This is a genomic window from Micromonospora rubida, assembly GCF_009908295.1.
In the GTDB taxonomy this organism is placed as follows: Bacteria; Actinomycetota; Actinomycetes; order Mycobacteriales; family Micromonosporaceae; genus Micromonospora; species Micromonospora rubida.
The window spans coordinates 120,976-138,588 of sequence record NZ_JAAALO010000008.1 but is presented as its reverse complement, the minus strand read 5'-3'; the positions used below and the strand labels follow the sequence as shown (position 1 = coordinate 138,588).

At 74.5% G+C, this 17,613-nt stretch carries 18 protein-coding genes; 10 read left to right on the top strand and 8 right to left on the bottom strand.

Annotated features, from left to right (window positions below; all coding sequences use genetic code 11):
* Positions 1-12: 12 nt before the first annotated feature.
* Positions 13-414 (bottom strand): ChaB family protein, encoded by a 402-nt coding sequence (locus tag GVV04_RS25615; RefSeq protein WP_161691286.1) that lies wholly within the window; start codon positions 412-414, stop codon positions 13-15.
* Between the two features lie 293 nt (positions 415-707).
* On the opposite strand from GVV04_RS25615, the gene GVV04_RS25610 reads away from it, so the two are divergent.
* The 4 genes from GVV04_RS25610 (at position 708) to GVV04_RS25595 (ending at position 3,060) form a co-directional block, all read left to right on the top strand.
* Positions 708-1,685 (top strand): YihY/virulence factor BrkB family protein, encoded by a 978-nt coding sequence (locus tag GVV04_RS25610; RefSeq protein WP_161691284.1) that lies wholly within the window; start codon positions 708-710, stop codon positions 1,683-1,685.
* Between the two features lie 68 nt (positions 1,686-1,753).
* A complete protein-coding gene (locus GVV04_RS25605; protein ID WP_161691282.1) occupies positions 1,754-2,170 on the top strand; it encodes a DUF2795 domain-containing protein in 417 nt (138 codons plus the stop codon).
* Positions 2,171-2,225: 55 nt separating this feature from the next.
* Positions 2,226-2,687 (top strand): SRPBCC family protein, encoded by a 462-nt coding sequence (locus tag GVV04_RS25600; RefSeq protein WP_161691280.1) that lies wholly within the window; start codon positions 2,226-2,228, stop codon positions 2,685-2,687.
* A gap of 109 nt (positions 2,688-2,796) precedes the next feature.
* Entirely contained in the window at positions 2,797-3,060 is a 264-nt protein-coding gene (locus GVV04_RS25595) for a hypothetical protein (protein WP_161691278.1), read from the top strand.
* Positions 3,061-3,247: 187 nt separating this feature from the next.
* On the opposite strand, the gene GVV04_RS25590 is transcribed toward GVV04_RS25595, so the two are convergent.
* The gene (locus GVV04_RS25590) at positions 3,248-4,444 is read right to left on the bottom strand and encodes an MFS transporter (RefSeq protein WP_328822571.1); all 1,197 of its coding nucleotides are present in this window, start codon (positions 4,442-4,444) and stop codon (positions 3,248-3,250) included.
* Positions 4,445-4,631: 187 nt separating this feature from the next.
* Between GVV04_RS25590 and GVV04_RS25585 the strand changes: the two genes are divergently transcribed.
* Positions 4,632-4,844 carry a hypothetical protein gene (locus tag GVV04_RS25585; protein ID WP_161691276.1) on the top strand — a complete coding sequence of 71 codons (213 nt, stop codon included), beginning with the start codon at positions 4,632-4,634 and terminating at the stop codon, positions 4,842-4,844.
* Between the two features lie 37 nt (positions 4,845-4,881).
* Here GVV04_RS25585 and GVV04_RS25580 read toward each other — a convergent pair whose 3' ends face one another.
* Positions 4,882-5,328 carry a hypothetical protein gene (locus GVV04_RS25580; RefSeq protein WP_161691274.1) on the bottom strand — a complete coding sequence of 149 codons (447 nt, stop codon included), beginning with the start codon at positions 5,326-5,328 and terminating at the stop codon, positions 4,882-4,884.
* A gap of 165 nt (positions 5,329-5,493) precedes the next feature.
* On the opposite strand from GVV04_RS25580, the gene GVV04_RS25575 reads away from it, so the two are divergent.
* Complete coding sequence (locus GVV04_RS25575; protein ID WP_161691272.1) at positions 5,494-5,868, top strand: DUF6401 family natural product biosynthesis protein; 375 nt, start codon at positions 5,494-5,496, stop codon at positions 5,866-5,868.
* A gap of 55 nt (positions 5,869-5,923) precedes the next feature.
* On the opposite strand, the gene GVV04_RS25570 is transcribed toward GVV04_RS25575, so the two are convergent.
* Complete coding sequence (locus GVV04_RS25570) at positions 5,924-6,799, bottom strand: mechanosensitive ion channel family protein (RefSeq protein WP_161691270.1); 876 nt, start codon at positions 6,797-6,799, stop codon at positions 5,924-5,926.
* A gap of 211 nt (positions 6,800-7,010) precedes the next feature.
* Here GVV04_RS25570 and GVV04_RS25565 point away from each other — a divergent pair, with 211 nt between their 5' ends.
* The gene (locus tag GVV04_RS25565) at positions 7,011-9,137 is read left to right on the top strand and encodes an ATP-binding SpoIIE family protein phosphatase (RefSeq protein WP_161691268.1); all 2,127 of its coding nucleotides are present in this window, start codon (positions 7,011-7,013) and stop codon (positions 9,135-9,137) included.
* A gap of 360 nt (positions 9,138-9,497) precedes the next feature.
* Positions 9,498-10,775, top strand: coding sequence for a cation:proton antiporter domain-containing protein (locus GVV04_RS25560; protein ID WP_161691266.1), 1,278 nt, complete (start codon positions 9,498-9,500; stop codon positions 10,773-10,775).
* Between the two features lie 221 nt (positions 10,776-10,996).
* On the opposite strand, the gene GVV04_RS25555 is transcribed toward GVV04_RS25560, so the two are convergent.
* Positions 10,997-11,962, bottom strand: coding sequence for an NAD(P)/FAD-dependent oxidoreductase (locus tag GVV04_RS25555; protein ID WP_161691265.1), 966 nt, complete (start codon positions 11,960-11,962; stop codon positions 10,997-10,999).
* 150 nt (positions 11,963-12,112) lie between these two features.
* Between GVV04_RS25555 and GVV04_RS25550 the strand changes: the two genes are divergently transcribed.
* Positions 12,113-12,724 carry a helix-turn-helix domain-containing protein gene (locus tag GVV04_RS25550; protein ID WP_161691263.1) on the top strand — a complete coding sequence of 204 codons (612 nt, stop codon included), beginning with the start codon at positions 12,113-12,115 and terminating at the stop codon, positions 12,722-12,724.
* Between the two features lie 63 nt (positions 12,725-12,787).
* Here GVV04_RS25550 and GVV04_RS25545 read toward each other — a convergent pair whose 3' ends face one another.
* A complete protein-coding gene (locus tag GVV04_RS25545; RefSeq protein ID WP_161691261.1) occupies positions 12,788-13,288 on the bottom strand; it encodes a metallophosphoesterase family protein in 501 nt (166 codons plus the stop codon).
* A 133-nt stretch (positions 13,289-13,421) separates the two neighbouring features.
* Here GVV04_RS25545 and GVV04_RS25540 point away from each other — a divergent pair, with 133 nt between their 5' ends.
* Positions 13,422-14,783, top strand: coding sequence for a glycoside hydrolase family 6 protein (locus GVV04_RS25540; RefSeq protein WP_161691259.1), 1,362 nt, complete (start codon positions 13,422-13,424; stop codon positions 14,781-14,783).
* A gap of 174 nt (positions 14,784-14,957) precedes the next feature.
* On the opposite strand, the gene GVV04_RS25535 is transcribed toward GVV04_RS25540, so the two are convergent.
* Positions 14,958-15,737 carry a glucose 1-dehydrogenase gene (locus GVV04_RS25535; protein WP_161691257.1) on the bottom strand — a complete coding sequence of 260 codons (780 nt, stop codon included), beginning with the start codon at positions 15,735-15,737 and terminating at the stop codon, positions 14,958-14,960.
* A complete protein-coding gene (locus GVV04_RS25530; RefSeq protein ID WP_161691255.1) occupies positions 15,737-17,581 on the bottom strand; it encodes a glycoside hydrolase family 15 protein in 1,845 nt (614 codons plus the stop codon). Before GVV04_RS25530 ends, GVV04_RS25535 begins: the two co-directional genes overlap by 1 nt.
* Positions 17,582-17,613 lie beyond the last annotated feature (32 nt).

Sequence of the window (17,613 nt, the reverse complement as noted above, 5' to 3'; positions counted from 1 at the left end):
GGTCGGGCGGGGTCAGCCCCCGCGGGCCCGGCGGGTCTGGCGGTCGTTGGCCTTCTCGATGGCCTTGACCAGTTCGGGCTTGGTCATTCGGGAACGGCCGGGGACGTCCAGCTTGCGGGCCACCCCCATCAGATGGTCCTTGGTGGCGTTGGCGTCCACCCCGCCCGCCGTGGGGGCCCGCCGCTCCGGGCCGCCGCCGGCCGCCTGGCGGTCGCTGGGCCCCTTGCGGCCCTTGGGCTCCCAGTGGTCGCCCACCTTCTCGAACTCGTGCTTCACGGAGGCGAACGCGGTGCGGTGCGCCCGCTCCCCCTCGCCGTATGTCTCCACCGCCGAGTCGTGCGTCTTCTCCCAGGTGCGCTGCGCCTTCTCCGGGGAGCGCCGCAGCGTGCTGGGCAGTACCTCGCGTCCGGGCATGTGATTCCTCCTCCGCCTCGACTCCTTACCCACGGACTACCCACGGACCGTTCCTCCACCCCACCCCACCCCACCCCCTCCCACCCCACCTCCCTGCGCGCACTTTCACGGAATGTGTGGCATCGGCGCGCGCCATAGCCACACATTCCGTGAAAGTGCGCGCACCGGGAAGAGCGGGAGGGGCGGGAGGGGCGGGAGGGGCGGGTTTGGCGAGTTTTGGGGTTGGGTACCGGCGGGGCCAGGCGAGCGACGGGGTGGCCGACACTCGGGCCGCCTGGGCGCAGGGGGCGGTCATGACAGCGACGACGGAACCGGGCACGGCTCCTTCCGGCGGGCCGCTGCGGCTGCCCCGGCGGGTACGCCAGCTGAGCTGGCACACCTGGCGCGGGGTGCTGGTGCGCAGCGGTCGGAACTTCGTGAAGGACAACTGCGCGGACTGGGCCGCCGCGCTCACCTACTACGGGGTGCTCGCGCTGTTCCCGTCCACCATCGTGGTGGTCGCCCTGGTCGGGCTCGTCTCCGACGGCGAGCGGACGGTGGACACCGTGATCGACCTGGCCCGCGAGGTGGGGGCCGGGTCGGTGGTCGGCAACGACAGCTTCGTCAGCGTCGTGCGGGGCGTGGTGGACCAGCAGAGCGGGGCGAAGGTGCTGCTCAGTTTCGGTCTGCTCGGCGCGCTCTGGTCGGCGTCGGGGTTCATCGGGGCGTTCACCCGGGCCTCCAACGCCATCTACGGGGTGCAGGAGGGGCGGCCGATCTGGAGGCTGCGCCCGTTGCAGATCGGCCTGGCCGCCGTGACGCTGGTGCTGCTGGCCGTGGTGGCCACCGGCCTGATCGTCAGCGGCCCGGTCACCGACGCGGTGGGCGACCTGGTCAACGCCGGCGGGCTGGCCCGGACGGTGTGGAGCGTCGTGAAGTGGCCGGTGCTGGCCATGGTGGTGATGTCGCTGCTGTCGCTGCTGTTCTGGATCGCCCCGAACGTGCGCCAGCCGCGGTTCCGCTGGCTCACCCCGGGTGGAGCGGTGGCCCTGGTCTCCTGGGCGCTGGCCTCCTTCGGCTTCGGCCTGTACGTGGCGAACTTCGGCTCGTACGACGTCACCTACGGCAGCCTCGGCGCGGTGATCGCGTTCCTGGTCTGGCTCTACCTGTCCAACTGCGCGCTGATGCTGGGCGTGCAGATCAACGCCGAGCTGCAACGGGGCCGGCAGATCCAGGCCGGCGACCCCGACCCGGGCGAGCCGATTCTGCCGCCCCGGTCACCGGCCGATTAGTGACTGTTTGCCGCTTTCCAGGCGTCCCCTTCGGTTTACCGGCGGCCCCCTCGGGTAGCGCAGGAGACATGGAACGTGGCAGCAGCAAGCACAGCCCGAGGGTCGACGAGCAGATGAGCCAGGAGGTCAACGGCCTGGTGCAGGGCCCGGGGACCGGTGGCTCGCGGGTCGACGAGTCCCGGCAGCCCGAGCCCGCGGGCGAGGACCAGCCGGAGCCGACCACGGCGCCGGCCGGCGAGCTGCGCACCGGCTCCCCGCAGGGGATGAGTTCCACCGACGTGGAGGCGCGCAGCAGGCTCGGGCGGTTCATCACGATGACCGCCCTGCCCGGCGACCGGGACGCGTTGGTCGCGAACGCGCGCGGCAACGACGCGCCCGACGACATCGTCGCCGCCCTGGAGGGCCTGCCGCCGGGCACCCGTTACCAGACGATTTCCGAGGTGTGGGCCGCGCTCGGCAACCGAAACGAGACGACGCGCTGGTGACCGAATCGGCCCACGAGATCCGACAAACACACCGGCCCACTGAGGAGGCTTGTCGATGAGTGACATCACCGAACACATTGACGTGTCCGTCCCGATCCGGACCGCGTACGACCAGTGGACCCAGTTCGAGGAGTTCCCGCACTTCATGGAGGGGGTGCAGGAGGTCCGCCAAATCTCCGACACGAAGACCCACTGGACGGTGGAGATCGCCGGGGTCAAGCGCGAGTTCGACGCCGAGATCACCGAGCAGCTGCCGGACGAGCGGGTCGCCTGGCGGTCCACCGGCGGCACCCAGCAGGCCGGCGTGGTGACCTTCCACCGCCTGGACGAGGGCAGGACCCGGGTCACCCTCCAGCTCGATTTCGAGCCGCACGGTGTGGCGGAGCAGGCCGGCGACAAGCTCGGCGTCGTCAACCGCCGCGCCAAGGGCGACCTGGAGCGGTTCAAGCAGTTCATCGAGCGGCGCGGTCAGGAGACCGGCGCCTGGCGGGGTGCCGTCGACCGCCCCCAGCCCTGATCCACCGGGACGCGTCGACGAGGGCCGCCGACTTCCGGCGGTCGTCGTCGTTGCCGGGTACGGCGGCGGCCGGCCGTTTGCGATCACCGGCCCCGGGTACCGCGACAGCATGACCGACAACGACAGCCACGTGTGGCGCGACGAGGAACGGCTCCCGCTGGAGGAACTGGACCGGGCGATCGCCCGGTCGACGCTCGACGGGCAGTCCGACGACGTGACGGCCAACGACGCGGGCGAGGAGGCCACGTTCGGGCACGGCCCGGAGGCGGTGGACCGCGACGCGACGCCCGCCGAGCGGGAGCGCGAGCTCACGGACGCCGACCGGGCGTACCGGGCGTCGACCATGGGACGGACCGGCCCGGACAACGGGTGATGCCCGCCCTGCCCACCCGCGGCCCGACGGGCGGGCAGGGCGGGTCAGCGCTGGCGGGCGGGCCAGCGCCACCGTGCCGGACGGGCCCGGCGGGCCAGCGCCACCGTGCCGGACGGGCCCGGCGGGCCAGCGCCACCGTGCCGGACGGGCCCGGCGGGCCAGCGCCGCCGCGAAAGGTGGCGGCGGCTCAGCGTCGCCGGGAGATGGCGGCGTGCAGGGCGAACAGCGCCACGGCGAGGACCGTCAGCGCGGGCCCGAGGGCCTGGACCGAGGTGTTGCCGACCAGCACGCCGATCCCGGTGGGCACCAGCGCGCCGCCCAGCCCGGCGGCGGCGACCTGCACCCCGATGGTCCGGTCGGCGTGGGCGGCGCCGACCCGCTCGGCTGTGGTGAGCATGAGCAGCGGAAACACCGGCGCGGCGGCGAAGCCCAGCACCAGCAGGCCGGCCACCGCCACCCAGGCCGGGGCGGGCAGGGCGATCAGCGCGGCACCCGCGGCCATGCCGAGCAGGCTCCCGCGCAGCACCTTCGCGGCGCCGAGCCGTTCGGACCCGATGCCCTGGACCACCCGCCCCACGAACAAACTTCCCCAGTAGCCCGAGACGCAGACGCCGGCCACCTCGGCGGTCAGCCCTCGCCCCTCGGTGAGCAGCAGGAACGCCCAGAGCCCGGCCGCGGCCTCGATCGCGACGTACACCGCGAAGGCGAGCGAGCCCAGCCAGACGGCCGGCAGTCGCAGGGTCTCGCGTACCCGGACCGGGGCGGCGGCCTCCTGCGGCCCGGGGTCTGGTGATCCCGGGCCGCCCGCACCCGCCGCCCCTCGGTCCCGCCACGCCCGCACGGCGAGGGCGAACGCGGCGGCGAGGGCGAGCTGGGCGGCGGCGGCCATGCCGTACCCCCAGCGCCAGGAGAGGCCGGCGGCGAGCGCCCCGGTCATGATCAACGGGCCGATGGCCACACCGAGGCCGAAGAACGCGTGCATCCAGTTCATGTGGCGCGGCCCGAACGCTCCGGCCGCGTACGCGTTGAGCCCGGAATCGATCGCCCCGGAGCCGAGCCCGAGCACCAGCGCGCAGCCCGTCATGACAGCCAGGACGGGGCTGGTGGCGTAGCCGGTGAGGGCCAGGCTGGCCAGCAGGGTGCTGCCGGCCAGCAGCCAACCGACGCCGAGGCGGGCCAGGGTGAACCCGGCCAGCACGCTGGAGGTGAGGTAGCCCATGGTGCCGGCCGTGAGCACCAGGCCGACCGCCTCGGTGGGCACGTCGAAGTCCGCCCGGATGGACGGCCAGCCGACCCCGATCAGCCCGTCGGGCAGGCCGAGACTGACGAACGCGAGGTAGGCGAGCAGGAGCAGCGAGGCGCGGGGCGGGGCGGGGGTGGACACGGCCGACCATCCTGCCCCACCCCGCCACGGCCGGCCCGACCACGTCCTTCGGGAACAAGAACCAGCCGCGACCGCTACCCCCGAAACGACAAAAAGCGCGGTACGGGTGGCCGTGAAGGCGGACAGGTCATCCAGAATCGACCGTTTGGGTGACGGCGATCGGCGGTCGCCGCGTAAGAATTTCGGAATGCAGCAGGGCTCCGGGTTCCTTACCGTTCGTCAACGCCGTCTCGCCTGGCTCGGCTTCCTCCTCGCCGCCGTCCAGGCGCCGGTGGCCGCCAAGTTCGCCACCGACGACTCCTGGCTGTTCAGCCTCTGTGTCGCCCTGATGGTCGCCACGGTGATCATCGCGGACGACGCCTCGCGGCGCCGCCCCGCCGGCGCGCCCTCCGCCGACTAGCCCCCGGCCGGCCCGGCGCCCCGGTCAGGGCACGGGGTCAGTTCCCGCCGCCCGGCCGCGCCTCGTGCCCGGCCCGGCCCTGGGTGCGCCGCCGCTCCTTCATCTCCGCCTCGTACAGGTGTCGCCGGCCGCCGACCAGCTCCTCGCGCGCCCGGCGGTCGAGGTCCCGGAACAGCGCGTGGTACCCGTCGTCGAAGTCCTCGACGATCTGGAAGGTCCACCGGCCGGCAATCACGTTGCGGCCCAGCAGGTCGGTGGCGATCCGCTCGGCGATCGCGTCGTGCCCGGCGGCGCGGAACTTCGCCACGGCATCGTCGAGCATCAGGTCGGCGTGGCCGATGAGCTGGTGCATCGAGTAGAGGTGCCCGCGCGCCCGCTCCACGGTCTCCAGCGCCTCGCTGAGCCTGCCCAGCGCCGCCACCGTGGTGTCGCTCACCCCCGGCGGGCGGCGGTGCTGCTCGTCGGGCCCGTCCTGGTGTCCCATCTGCCCCTCCACGGTGTCGGCCGCGCGGCGTGCGCGCAGCCTCCCCTCTGCCCCGTCGCGACCGGGTCAATCCACACGGTCAGGTGCCGGCCGATGGGCGGGGGACCCGGTACCGGCCGAGCGGCCGACCCCGCCCGGGTTACCGGCCGGTTAACCTCGTTTCTCATGCGTGTGCCGTCGAAGCAGGTGGTCAGCCGTTCCGCAGCGGACTCCGCCAACACCGTCCTCGCCAGGCTGACCGTCGTGATCGGCACCGCCGGGCTCGCCGCGGCGGTGGCCCGGCCCGGGCTGCTCGCCGAGATCGACCAGCACGCCGCGGCCGTCCGGGACAGCCTCGGCGGCGACCGCCGGCCGCTGAGCCCGGCCGCGCTCGCCGGGTACGCCGAGGGCGTCCGGGACGCGGCGCGGGAGCACGGCTGGCAGCCGCCCACCCGGTCGACGGACTGGTCGGAGCCCGACTGGCCGCTGGCCCGCCTGCTGGCGGTCTGCGCCCTGGCCCGCGCACTGGAGACCGGCCCGGCGCCGCTGCCCACCCTCTGACGTACGCGAGCGGGGAGGGGGCCCGCGCGGGACCCCCTCCCCCGTGCTCCTCCCGTCAGCTACCCGGGCGGCCGAACTGCTGGGTCTCGTCGCCCGGCGTGCCGCCGGAGCGGTACGTGCCCTGCTGCCCGCCGCGAGCGCCGGCGGTCTGCGGCGCGGCCTGGGTGCGCGGGGCACCCGCCCGGTCGGCCATCTGCCGCTCCGTGTCGCCCCGGCCGGCGGCCTGGGCCTGGCGGTGCTCCCGCAGCGACCGGGACTCCTCGGCGGCCCGGTCGAGCCAGCCCTCCCAGCGGTTCTGCATCGGCCGCACCAGACCGCCGCCGACGCCGATGATCAGGATGCCGGACACCGTAGCGAGCACCGCGATCAGCACCGGGGTGGTGACGGTGGTGGCGATGCCCACCTGGTTCAGCGCGGCGATGATGCCGAGCGCCAGGATGAAGATCGCCGTCAGGTCGGCCAGCACCCGGCCGTACGACAGCCCGCCCAGGAAGCCGGTGACCAGGTCGCGCACCGCATTGGCGATCGCGGCGGCCACCACCACGACGATGATCGCGACGAACGCCCTCGGCAGCCAGGCGACCACGCCCCGGATCAGGTCGCTGATCGCGTTCGGCCCCCACACCCCGAAGGCGAACTGCAGGGTGAACAACAGGACGGCGTAGTACGCGAGCTTCGCCAGGATGTCGCTGGCGTCGTACTTGGTGCGTTCCAGGGCGCGCCGGATGCCACCCCGGTCGACCGCGCGGTCGAACCCCACCCGTTCCAGCACGGTGTCCACGATCTTGAGAACCGCTCTGGCGACGAGCCACCCCACCACGAGGATCACGATGAACGCGACCGCCCTCGGGATGAAGAGCAGCACGGACCTCCACATATCGGTCAGGGCGTCCCCGATGTTTACCTGCCCGACCGCGAGGGCTTTCTGCATGGTGTCCCTCCTGTCGCATGGACTTCGGCGCGCGCATACCCGGTCCGCCTGGCAGCACGCCGCGCGACGGGCAACGAATTTCCCGACATCTCCGTTCAGAACTGCCCTGGCCTGCACTGATGCGTACCAGGAGCGGACGGCGGCGGGCCACGCGCCGCCACCCCGGCACGCGATTGGGCCGGCGTCCGGGCGCTCCGGCTAGGCTGCGGGCATGCCAGGCACGGTCGGGCGAGTGCCCACGCCAGCGACGCGCGCCGCGTCGGAGACGGATGCCTCCGGGGCGGCGAACGTCGTTCTCGGCCATCCCTGGGCCGGCACGGCGCTGGGCCCACCCCAGGGCTGGGACCCGGGGCTACGCGGGGTGGTGGACCTGGTCCTCGCCTCGCCGGTGCCGATGGCGTTCACGTACGGCGACGACCTCCTGCTGCTCTACAACGACGGGTACGCGGCGCTGATCGGCGACCGCCACCCCGGCGCGGTGGGCCGGCCGGCGGCCGAGGTGTTCGCCGACGTGTGGGCCGAGCCCGGCGTCGGCGACGTGATCGACCGCGCCTACCGGCAGGGCGAGTCGTTCCTGGAGAAGGAGGCGGCGCTCCCGTTCGACCGGCACCGCCCCGGCTCCCGCGAGCAGGCCGTGTTCACCCGGGGCCACTCCCCGGTACGGGACAGCACCGGACGGATCGTCGGGGTGCTGACCGTCGCCGCCGAGACCAGCCAGGTCACCGAGCAGTTGCAGAGCCTCAGCGACGTGGCCGCCGCACTGGCCGGCACGCTCACCCTGGACGACGTCGCCCGGGTCGCCCTGCGCTACCTGCTGACCGCGTTCGACGCCGACCGGGTCACCTTCGGCGTGGACGACGGCGCGGGTTGGCGCACGGTCCGGCGGGTGCGCGGCGAGCTGCTGGACGAGGCCGACGAGCGGCTGCCCCCGCTCTGGCGGCGCTCGCCCGCCGACTCCCCCGGGCCGCTGATCGTGGCCGCCCGCAGCGGCGTGCCCCAGTTCGTCGGCGACGGGCAGCCGCTACGGGACACCGCGGTGGACCGGCACGACCAGAAGGTCCGGGCGATGGCCGCCCAGCCGCTGCGGACGTCGGTCCTGCGCGGCGGCCTGACCGTCGGCTACCACGAGGCCCGCCCGTGGCCGGCCGCCGAACGCGCCCTGCTGGCAGCCTCGGCCGAGCTGATCGGCCAGGCCGCCGAGCGCGCCCGCCGGTTCGAGACCCAGCACGGCACCGCCCAGCTCCTGCAACGCAGCATGCTGCCCGAGCGCCTGCCGGACCTGCCCCGGCTGCGGATCGCCGCCCGGTACGACCCCGGCGTCGACGGCAACGCCGCCGGTGGGGACTTCTACGACGCGTTTTTGCTGCCCACCGGCGAGCTGGGCATCGTGCTCGGCGACGTGGCCGGGCACGACGTGCAGGCGGCGGCGCGGATGGGCCAGGTCCGGGCGGCGTTGCGCGCGCTGGCGCTGGCCGATCCCCGGCCGGACGCCGTGCTCGCCGGGCTGGACCGCCTGGTGGGCAGCCTCGGCACCGAGACCGGCACGTACGAGCTGTTCGTGACCGTGGTGTTCGGGGTGGTCGACACGCAGCGGGGGCTGCTCACCCTGGCCAGCGCCGGGCACCCCGCGCCGCTGGTGCGCCGCGCCGGCCCCGACGGCCGGCCGGTGGCGCAGTACCTGGACGTGCCGCCCGGGGCCCCGCTCGGGCTGGGTTGCGCTCCGCGCACCACCACGATCCCGTTCGCCCCCGGGGACACCGTGCTGCTGTTCAGCGACGGGGTGGTGGAGCGGCGGTGGCAGAGCCTCACCGCCGGGCTGGACGACCTGGCCGCCGCCGTGGCCGACGCCGCCAGCGGCGACCCCCGGGCGCTGTGCGCGGTGGCGACCGCCGCCGTGGCCGGCGCCACCGAGGACGACGTCGCGGTGCTGGCGGTGGAGCACGCGCTGATGCCGAGCCGCTCGGCGAGCATGGAGGTGCCTGCGGAGCCGACCGCGCCGAGCCGGGTGCGGCACTGGTTGACGGCCCAGCTGGCCGACTGGCAGGTGCCCGAGGCGGTCATCGGGGCCGCCGTGCTGTGCACCAGCGAGCTGACCACCAACGCGCTGCTGCACGCCGGCACCGCCGCCCGGGTCGAGATCGACCTCAGCCCGGAGCGGCTGCTGGTGTCGGTGGCCGACTCCGGCACCCGGGGCACGGTGACCCGGGCCCGCACCGACACGTTGAGCAGTCGGGGCCGCGGGCTCGGCCTGATCGAGCAGCTCAGCGACGCCTGGGGCACCGACCCGACGGTGCGCGGTTCGACGGTCTGGTTCGAGATCCTCGTCCCGTCCGGGTAGCCGGCAAGCTGAGCATTCCCTGCGTGGGCCTCGCCTGCGGCGGCACCAGCCGGGGCGAGCTGGCCGGTGCGGGCGCGGTGGCCGTGTACGACGACCTGGGCGCGCTGGCGGACCCGCCGATCGCCCGGCTTGGCTGACGCGCACGGGTTGATCCACCCGATCGTCCTGTTCAGACAGGGGCGGCGGGCGGGTATCGGCTGCCGGCCCGGTGGCCCAGCGCTGACCGGGGCGGGCCATCCGGCGATCGGGCGTGGCGGCGGGTCGGAATGCCTTTTCGCACAGCACGCATACCGCGACGGTCGACGGGGCAAGGTCCGTCACCGTCTGCCCGCGCCGCGCGGGCGGCGGAAGGGTGGTCCCGTGGAGCCGGTAGACATCGCGTTCGCGGTGGTGGGGCTGGGCGCCCTGCTCGCCGGGATCCTCCCCCGGCTGCTGGAGCGCCAGCCGCTGTCGATGCCGATCGCGTTCCTCGGGCTGGGCATGCTGATCTTCATCCTGCCCACCGGGCTGACCAGCCCGGACCCGCTGGCGCACCCCGAGGTCGCCACCCACCTCACCGAGATCGGCGTGATCGTCGCGCTGATGGGGGCGGGCCTCAAGATCGACCGTCCGTTGAGCTGGGCCAGGTGGTCGTCCACCTGGCGGCTGCTGGCGATCGCGATGCCGATCTGCATCGCGGCCGTGGCGCTGCTCGGCTGGTGGTGGGCGGGCCTGGTGCCGGCCACAGCGCTGCTGCTGGGCGCGGCGCTGGCCCCGACCGACCCGGTGCTCGCCGCCGATGTGCAGGTCGGCGAGCCGACCGACGTGGAGGACTCCGAGGACGAGGTGCGCTTCGCGCTGACCTCGGAGGCCGGCCTCAACGACGGCCTGGCCTTCCCCTTCGTGTACGCGGCCATCGCGATCGCCAGCACCAGCCTCGCCCCGGCGGACTGGTTCGCCGACTGGTTCACCGTGGACGTGCTGTACAAGCTGGCCGTCGGCATCGGCGGCGGGCTGCTGGTCGGCTGGCTGCTCGGCAAGCTGTTCTTCCGGGCCCCGAGCGAGCTGCGGCTCGCCCGGCATGCCGAGGGCTTCCTCGCGCTGGCCGCCACCTTCCTCGCGTACGGGCTGGTGGAGGTGGTCGGCGGCTACGGCTTCCTGGCCGTCTTCGTGGCGGCCCGAGCGATCCGGGCGGCCGAGCGGACCCACAAGTTCCACTCGGTGCTGCACGCCTTCGCCGAGCAGATCGAGCGGCTGCTGACCGTACTGCTGCTGCTGCTCTTCGGGGGCGCGGTGGTCGGCGGTCTGCTCGCCCCGCTGACCTGGCCGGCGGCGCTGGTCGGGCTGGCGCTGGTCCTCGTGGTCCGGCCGCTGGCCGGGTGGCTGTCGCTGCGCGGCGCGCCAGGTCGGCCGGCGGAACACTGGGTGATCTCGCTGTTCGGCATCCGGGGCGTCGGCTCGCTCTACTACCTGGCGTACGCGACGACGAAGGCGGAATTCCCGCAGGCCGACCTGGTCTGGGCCACGGTCGGGCTGGTGGTGATCGTCTCGGTGGTCGTGCACGGCGTCGCCGCAACCCCGGTCATGCAGCTCCTCGACCGCGCGGGCGAACGCACCAAGGCCCCCTCCGAACCCACCCCCACCCCCGCCCCCGCCTAACCCCCACCCCACCCCACCCCCACCCCGCCCGCGATCTTGCACTTACGGCCCGGGCATCACGGGCGAAGGCCGCAGAACGGGGGCCGCAAGTGCAAGATCCATGGCAGTGGGGGCGGGGTCGGCCGGGGTGGGGCATCACGTGGCCGGGATCGACCCCGCTCACCGGGGATCCAGAGAGGTCGGGCTGGGCCGACGCCAACTGCTGGTCACCGGGTAAAGGGTCAGGTGGGGGCTAGGCGGGTGGCCAGGGCGCGGCCGAGGTCGCGGCCCGAGCGCCAGGCGGTCTGCACCCGGGGCTTGCCGAACGCGTCACCGGCCAGCCCGATGCCGTCGGCGTCCAGGTGGTACGTACCGGCCTCGCCGGGCACCGTCGGCGTGGCGTACGTCCAGCGGTGCACCTGCACGAGCGCGGCGGGCTCGGGCAGTCCGAGCAGGTCGCGGACGGCCTGTTCGATGGCCCTGCCGGCCCCGGTCGGCTGGGCGAGGTGACCGGCGGCGAACGTGGGCGTGGTGTGCGCGACCAGCACCGGGGCGTCGTCGCCGCGCCGGTCTCCGTCGTCGCAGACGAGCCTGAGCAGGGGATGGTCGTTGACGAACGCGCCGCGGAAGTCGGGCCAGGGCCGGGTTGGGAAGCGCAGCACCGCGCTCAGCATCGGCGACCACCGCTGCGCCTGCACGGCGGCGGTGGCCGCCGCGAGCTCCGGGTCGAGCAGCAGGGCCGCCTGCGGGCCGGGCACGGCCAGCGCCACCGCTGCGCAGGGCGAGCCGTCGACGGCCGGCCCGGCGTCGACGCCGAGCACCAGCCGGTCGACCATCACCGGCAGGTCGGCGGCCAGATGCTCGACCAGCGACCGCAGCCCGCGCGGGGCCGCCCAGCGCATCGGCCCGGGGACCTCGTGCCGGCCCTGCGCGGAGTACGCCACGAAGGTGTCGGTCCACTCCCGGGCCAGCCCGGCGGTCGCCCAGCCGCGCACCACCTCGGCGAAGTCCGGGTCGCTGACGGTGAAGTACGCCGCGCCGATGTCCGCCGGGCGCCCGTCGAACCGCTTGCTGGCCATCCGGCCACCCGCCACCCGGGCGCGCTCGCGGATCTGCACCGGGACGCCCGCCCGGACCAACTCGGCGGCGCACGCCACCCCGGCGATCCCCGCCCCGACCACCACGACCCGTTTCCGGTCCGCATCCATCCGGTGATGGTAGGGCGCGCCCGGCCAGGCCCACGCCCGGCACGCACAGCCGCGCCCCGGCACGCGCGGGCGCGCCCCTCCCCGGCCACCCGCGCCTGGCCCGCCGCGTGGAGACCGCAAGCTCCGTTGCCGGTCTGGCAAACTGGTGGCATGGGCGACGACCTCGACCGCGCGCTCGCCGGGGTGGGGCCCCGGCTCCGCGCGCTGCGCCGGCAGCGCGAGACCACCCTGGCCGACCTGTCGGCGGCGACCGGGATCTCGGTGAGCACCCTGTCCCGGCTGGAGTCCGGCACTCGCCGGCCGACCCTGGAGCAGCTGCTCCCACTGGCCCGGGCGCACGGCGTGACGCTCGACGACCTGGTGGACGCCCCGCCCACCGGCGACCCGCGCGTCCACCTGCGCCCGGTCAGCCGGCACAACATGACCATGCTCCCGCTGACCCGCCGGGCCGGCGGCATCCAGGCGTACAAGCTGGTGATCCCGGCGGGCAGCCGCCGGCGGGAACCGGACCCGCAGATCCACGAGGGCTACGAGTGGCTCTACGTGCTCAACGGCCGGCTCCGGCTCGTCCTCGGCGAGCGGGACATGGAGCTGACCCCCGGCGAGGCCGCCGAGTTCGACACCCGGGTGCCGCACTGGTTCGGGGCCGCCGACGACGAGCCGGTCGAGTTCCTCAGCCTCTTCGGCAGGCAGGGAGAGCGCGCCCACCTGCGCGCCCGGCCGAAGGCGCAGCACCCGCCGGAGCGGCCCGACGAGCGCTGACCCCTGCGGTGGGTCCGGGGCCATGCCTGTTGATCTTGAAGAAAGCGCGCCGGTCGCGGTAGGTCAGCGCGGTGGCAGGCGGTGCAGCTCGACCCGGTCGAGCCGTCCCGCCGCCACCCGCGCCGTCAGGTAGGTGGCGTACGGCTGGCTGCGCCGGTCGGTCGGCGAGCCAGGGTTGAGCAGCCGCAGCCCGCCCGGGGCGACGGTGTCCCACGGGATGTGCGAGTGGCCGAAGACGAGCAGGTCCGCGTCGCCGTACGCGGCGGAGCAACGCTCCTCGCGGCGGGCCCGCGGGCCGGTCTCGTGCACCACGGCGACCCGCAGGCCGTCCAGCTCGACGCGGGCCACCTCGGGCAGCCGGGCCCGCAGCTCGGGCCCGTCGTTGTTGCCGTACACGCCGATCAGGCGGCGGGCCCGGGCCTCGACGGCGTCGAGCAGCGCGACGTCCACCCAGTCCCCGGCGTGCAGCACCACGTCGGCGGCGTCGATCGCCGCCCAGAGCGGCGCGGGCAGGTCGCGGGCCCGCTTCGGCACGTGGGTGTCGGCCGTGATCACCAGGCGCATGCCGCAATTCTCGCCCCCCGAGGCCCGGCGGGGGGCGTCACGGGGTCTTCACACACCGGCAACGAGCGCGTACCTTGACGGGAACGCGTGGGAGCGCTTCCACGCACTCTCATCGATACGTGGAGGACGCCCCATGCGAAGCAGACCGGCGCTCGCGGCCCTGGCCGCCGGCGCGACCACACTCGCCGCCGCCGCCACCGTCGCGGTCGGCCTCGTCGGAACCGCGCCGGCCGTGGCCGCCGACTCCGTGTTCTACGTCGACCCGCAGACCAACGCCGCCCAGTGGGTGGCCGCCAATCCGGGCGACCAGCGCGCCGCCGTGATCCGGGACCGGATCGCCGCCGTCCCGCAGGCCCGCTGGTACACCCGGACCAACACCTCCACCGTACGGAACGAGGTGGACCAGTTCGTCGGGGCCGCCGCCGCGGCGGGGAAAATCCCGATCCTGGTGGTCTACAACATCCCGAACCGGGACTGCGGCGGCGCCAGCGGCGGCGGCGCGCCGGACCACGCCAGCTACCGGCAGTGGGTCGACCAGGTGGCCGCCGGGCTGGCCGGCCGGCCCGCCTCGATCGTGCTGGAGCCGGACGTGCTCCCGCTGATGACGAGCTGCCAGAGCGCCGCCCAGCAGGCCGAGACCAGGGCGTCCATGGCGTACGCCGGCAAGAAGCTCAAGGCCGGCTCGGCGCAGGCGAAGGTCTACTTCGACGCCGGGCACTCGGCGTGGCTCTCCCCCGCCGACATCGCCGCCCGGCTGACCGGCGCGGACATCGCCAACAGCGCCGACGGCATCTCGCTCAACGTCTCGAACTACCGGACCACCGCCGAGTCCGTCGGGTACGCCAAGCAGGTCATCGCCGCCACCGGCGTGTCCCGGCTGAAGGCCGTGATCGACACCAGCCGCAACGGCAACGGCCCGGCCGGCTCGGAGTGGTGCGACCCGCCGGGGCGGGCGATCGGCACGCCGAGCACCACCGCCACCGGGGACGGCGCGATCGACGCGTACCTCTGGGTGAAGCTGCCCGGCGAGGCCGACGGCTGCCTCGCCGGGGCCGGCCAGTTCGTCCCGCAGCGGGCGTACGACCTGGCGGTCGCCGCCGGGCCGGTCCCGACCACCGCGCCTCCGACGACCGCGCCGCCCACCACCGCACCGCCCACCACCGCGCCGCCCACCACGCCGGCCCGGGGCTGCGCGGTCACCTTCACCCCGAACACCTGGACCGGCGGGTTCACCGCCGAACTGCGGGTGACCAACCGGGGCGGGGCACTCAGCTCGTGGACGGTGGCCTTCACCGCCGGTTCCGGCGTACGGCTCACCGGCGGCTGGAACGGCGAGTGGAGCCAGAGCGGCGAGCAGATCACCGTGCGCAACGCGGCCTGGAACGGCAGCCTGCCGGCCGGCGGCACGCTGAGCGTCGGCTTCCAGGGCACCTACTCCGGCGGCACGCTGCCCACCCCGGTCGGCTTCACCCTCAACGGGGTTGCCTGCTCCTGACCCCGCCACGACGACGCCGACGCGCGCCACCCCCACCGTTGTCGAGGAACTGCGTGTCCCCGGCGGCCGGACGGCGGGGCCCGTACCCCGGGCCCCGCCGGTCCGTGGCGGCGACGGTTGACCGGGGAGCGCCCACGGGTCACCCGGCCCGCGCCGGCGATCGAGGGGACGCGATCAGGCGCCCTGGCCCTGGTTCTGCATCAGCCCGCCGTCCATGAAGTACGTCGAACCGGTCACGTAGTCGGCGTCGTCGCTGGCCAGGAAGACCGCCAGCTTGCCGATCTCCTCCGGCTGGGCGGCCCGCTTCCACGGGATGCTCTGCACCTGCTCCTGGAGGTACGCCGGGTCGTCGATGGCCTTCTGGTTGAACGGGGTGAGCACCATCCCCGGCCCGATGTTGTTGACGTTGAGGTGCATCGGCGCCACCTCCAGGGCCAGGCTCTTGGCGAACTCCAGCAGCGCGCCCTTGCTGGCGTCGTAGTCGGAGCCGCCGGCCCGGGCCACCTCCTGGTGGACCGAGGTGATGTTGATGATCTTCCCGTGGCCGCCCTGGTCCCGGCGGTGTCGAACGAACCGGCGGGAGCAGAAGAACGCCCCGTAGACGTTGGTCCGGATGGCCCGGTCCCAGGTCTCGGTGTCCAGGTCGGCCACCGCGATGCCCGAGGCGTCCACCCCGGCGTCGTTCATCAGCACGTCGAGCGCCCCGAACTCCGCCAGGGCCTCGTCGAACATCGCCTCGACCTGGGCCTCGTCGGAGATGTCGCACTGCACCACCACCGCCCGCCGGCCGGCCTGCGCCACCTTGTCCCGGGTGTGGTTGGCCCCGGCGTGGTCGTGCAGGTAGTGCACCACCACGTCGGCGCCCTCGCGGGCGAACTCGATCGCCGTGGCCTGGCCGATGCCCGAGTCCGAGCCGGTGATCAGGGCGGTCCTTCCGTCGAGCCGTCCGGTCATCAGCGTGCTCCCTCCGTTCGTCCCGCGCCTGTCGGCACGGTCCGGCGCGGGCCGTCCGCGCCCTGGCGTCGCCGCTCGTCGGCCTCGGTCAGCCAGCCGGCGGCGTTGATCAGGCCGATGTGCGAGAAGGCCTGCGGGAAGTTGCCGAGCTGCTCCCCGGTGGCCTGGTCGATCTGCTCGGCGAACAGGCCCAGGTCGTTCGTCCGGCTGGCGAGCGACGTGAACATCCGCTCGGCCCGGTCCAGCTCGCCGGCCAGCGCCAGGCAGCTCGCCAGCCAGAACGAGCAGATGACGAAGCCGGCCGGATCGCCGTCCCAGCGGCGCAGCAGGCCGTCGCGGGACAGCCGGGCCTCGATGACGTCCATGGTGGAGCGCATCCGGTCGTCGTCGGCGGGCAGGAACCCCACCAGCGGCATGATCAGCACCGAGGCGTCCAGCTCGTCCGAGCCGAACGCCCCGGTGTACGCGCCGAGCCGGTCGTTCCAGCCCTGGTCCAGCACGGCCGCGCGGACCTCGTCGCGGGCGGCGGCCCAGCGGGCCAGGTCGGCGGTGTCGCCGAGGCGGGGGCCGAAGCGCACCGCCCGGTCGAGCGCGGTCCAGCACTGCACCTTGGACGAGACGTAGTGCCGCTCCGCGTCCCGGGCCTCCCACATGCCGGCGTCCGGGCGGTGCCAGTCGGCGACCGCCTGGTCGGCGAGGGCGCGCAGGAGCTGGTGCACCTCGGGGTCCATCGGATCGAGGTAGTGGCGCATCAGCCACGCCGCGTCGAGGACCTCCCCGAGCACGTCGGTCTGCCGCTGTTTCCAGGCGTCGTTGCCGACGAAGACGGGTTGGCTGTCGGCGTACCCGGCGAGGCCGTCGAGGCGGTGCTCGGTGAGGTCCCGCTCGCCCTCCACGCCGTACATGATGGGCACCGGCTGGTTCCCGATGCGGCCCATCGCGCGGGCCACCCAGGCGAACTGCCGGTTGGCCTCGTCGGGGCAGGCCGCCAGCCAGAGCGCCTGGAGGGTGAGGCTGAAGTCGCGGACCCAGACGAAGCGGTAGTCGTAGTTGCGGTCCCCGCCGAGCTGCTCGGGCAGCGAGGTGGTCGCCGCGGCGACGATCGCGCCGCTGGGCTGGTAGGTCATGCCCTGCACGACCAGCGCGCTGCGGCGCACCTGCTCCGCGAACCGGCCGTGGTACGGGTGCAGATCGGCCCAGGACCGCCAGCCCGCCGCCGCCTCGGCAACCGTCGGGGCGGCGGCGGGGGTCATGGGCGGGCCGACGTCGTAGGTCGGCGCGTACCCCAGCGTGAAGCCGTACGACTCGCCGGCCCGGACGGTGAACGTCGCGGCGGCCCCGCCCTCGTCGCACCGCATGGGCACGTCGCCGCGCAGTCGCAGGCGGGCCGCGCCGACGGTCGCCTCCACCCCGTCGCCGGTGGGCACCAGATACGGGACGACCCGGCCGTACTCGAACCGGGGGCGGTAGCGCAGCCGCACCGGCACCGCGCCGGAGACGCCCTCCACCAGCCGGGCCAGCACCCGGGGCGAGCGCAGCCCGATGTCGTGGCCGCGCGCGCCGCTCTCCAGCGCCAGCGCGTCGGTCACTGCCACCGCCCCGTCCCGGGTGGTGAAGACGGTCCGCAGCACCAGCGTGTCCTCCAGGTAGGAACGGTCGGTGGTGAAGTCGCCGTCGGGCCGGATCGACCAGTGGCCCGCGTCGTCGCCGAGCAGCCGCCCGAACACCGACGGGGCGTCGATCCGGGCCGGGCACCACCAGTTGACCGAGCCGGCCCGGTCGACCAGCGCCGCGCTGCGGCCGTCGGCCAGGAACCCGTGTTCGCTGATCCGTCCGCTGTCCACGGCCGTGCCTACCCGGCGGCGCCGACCAGCAT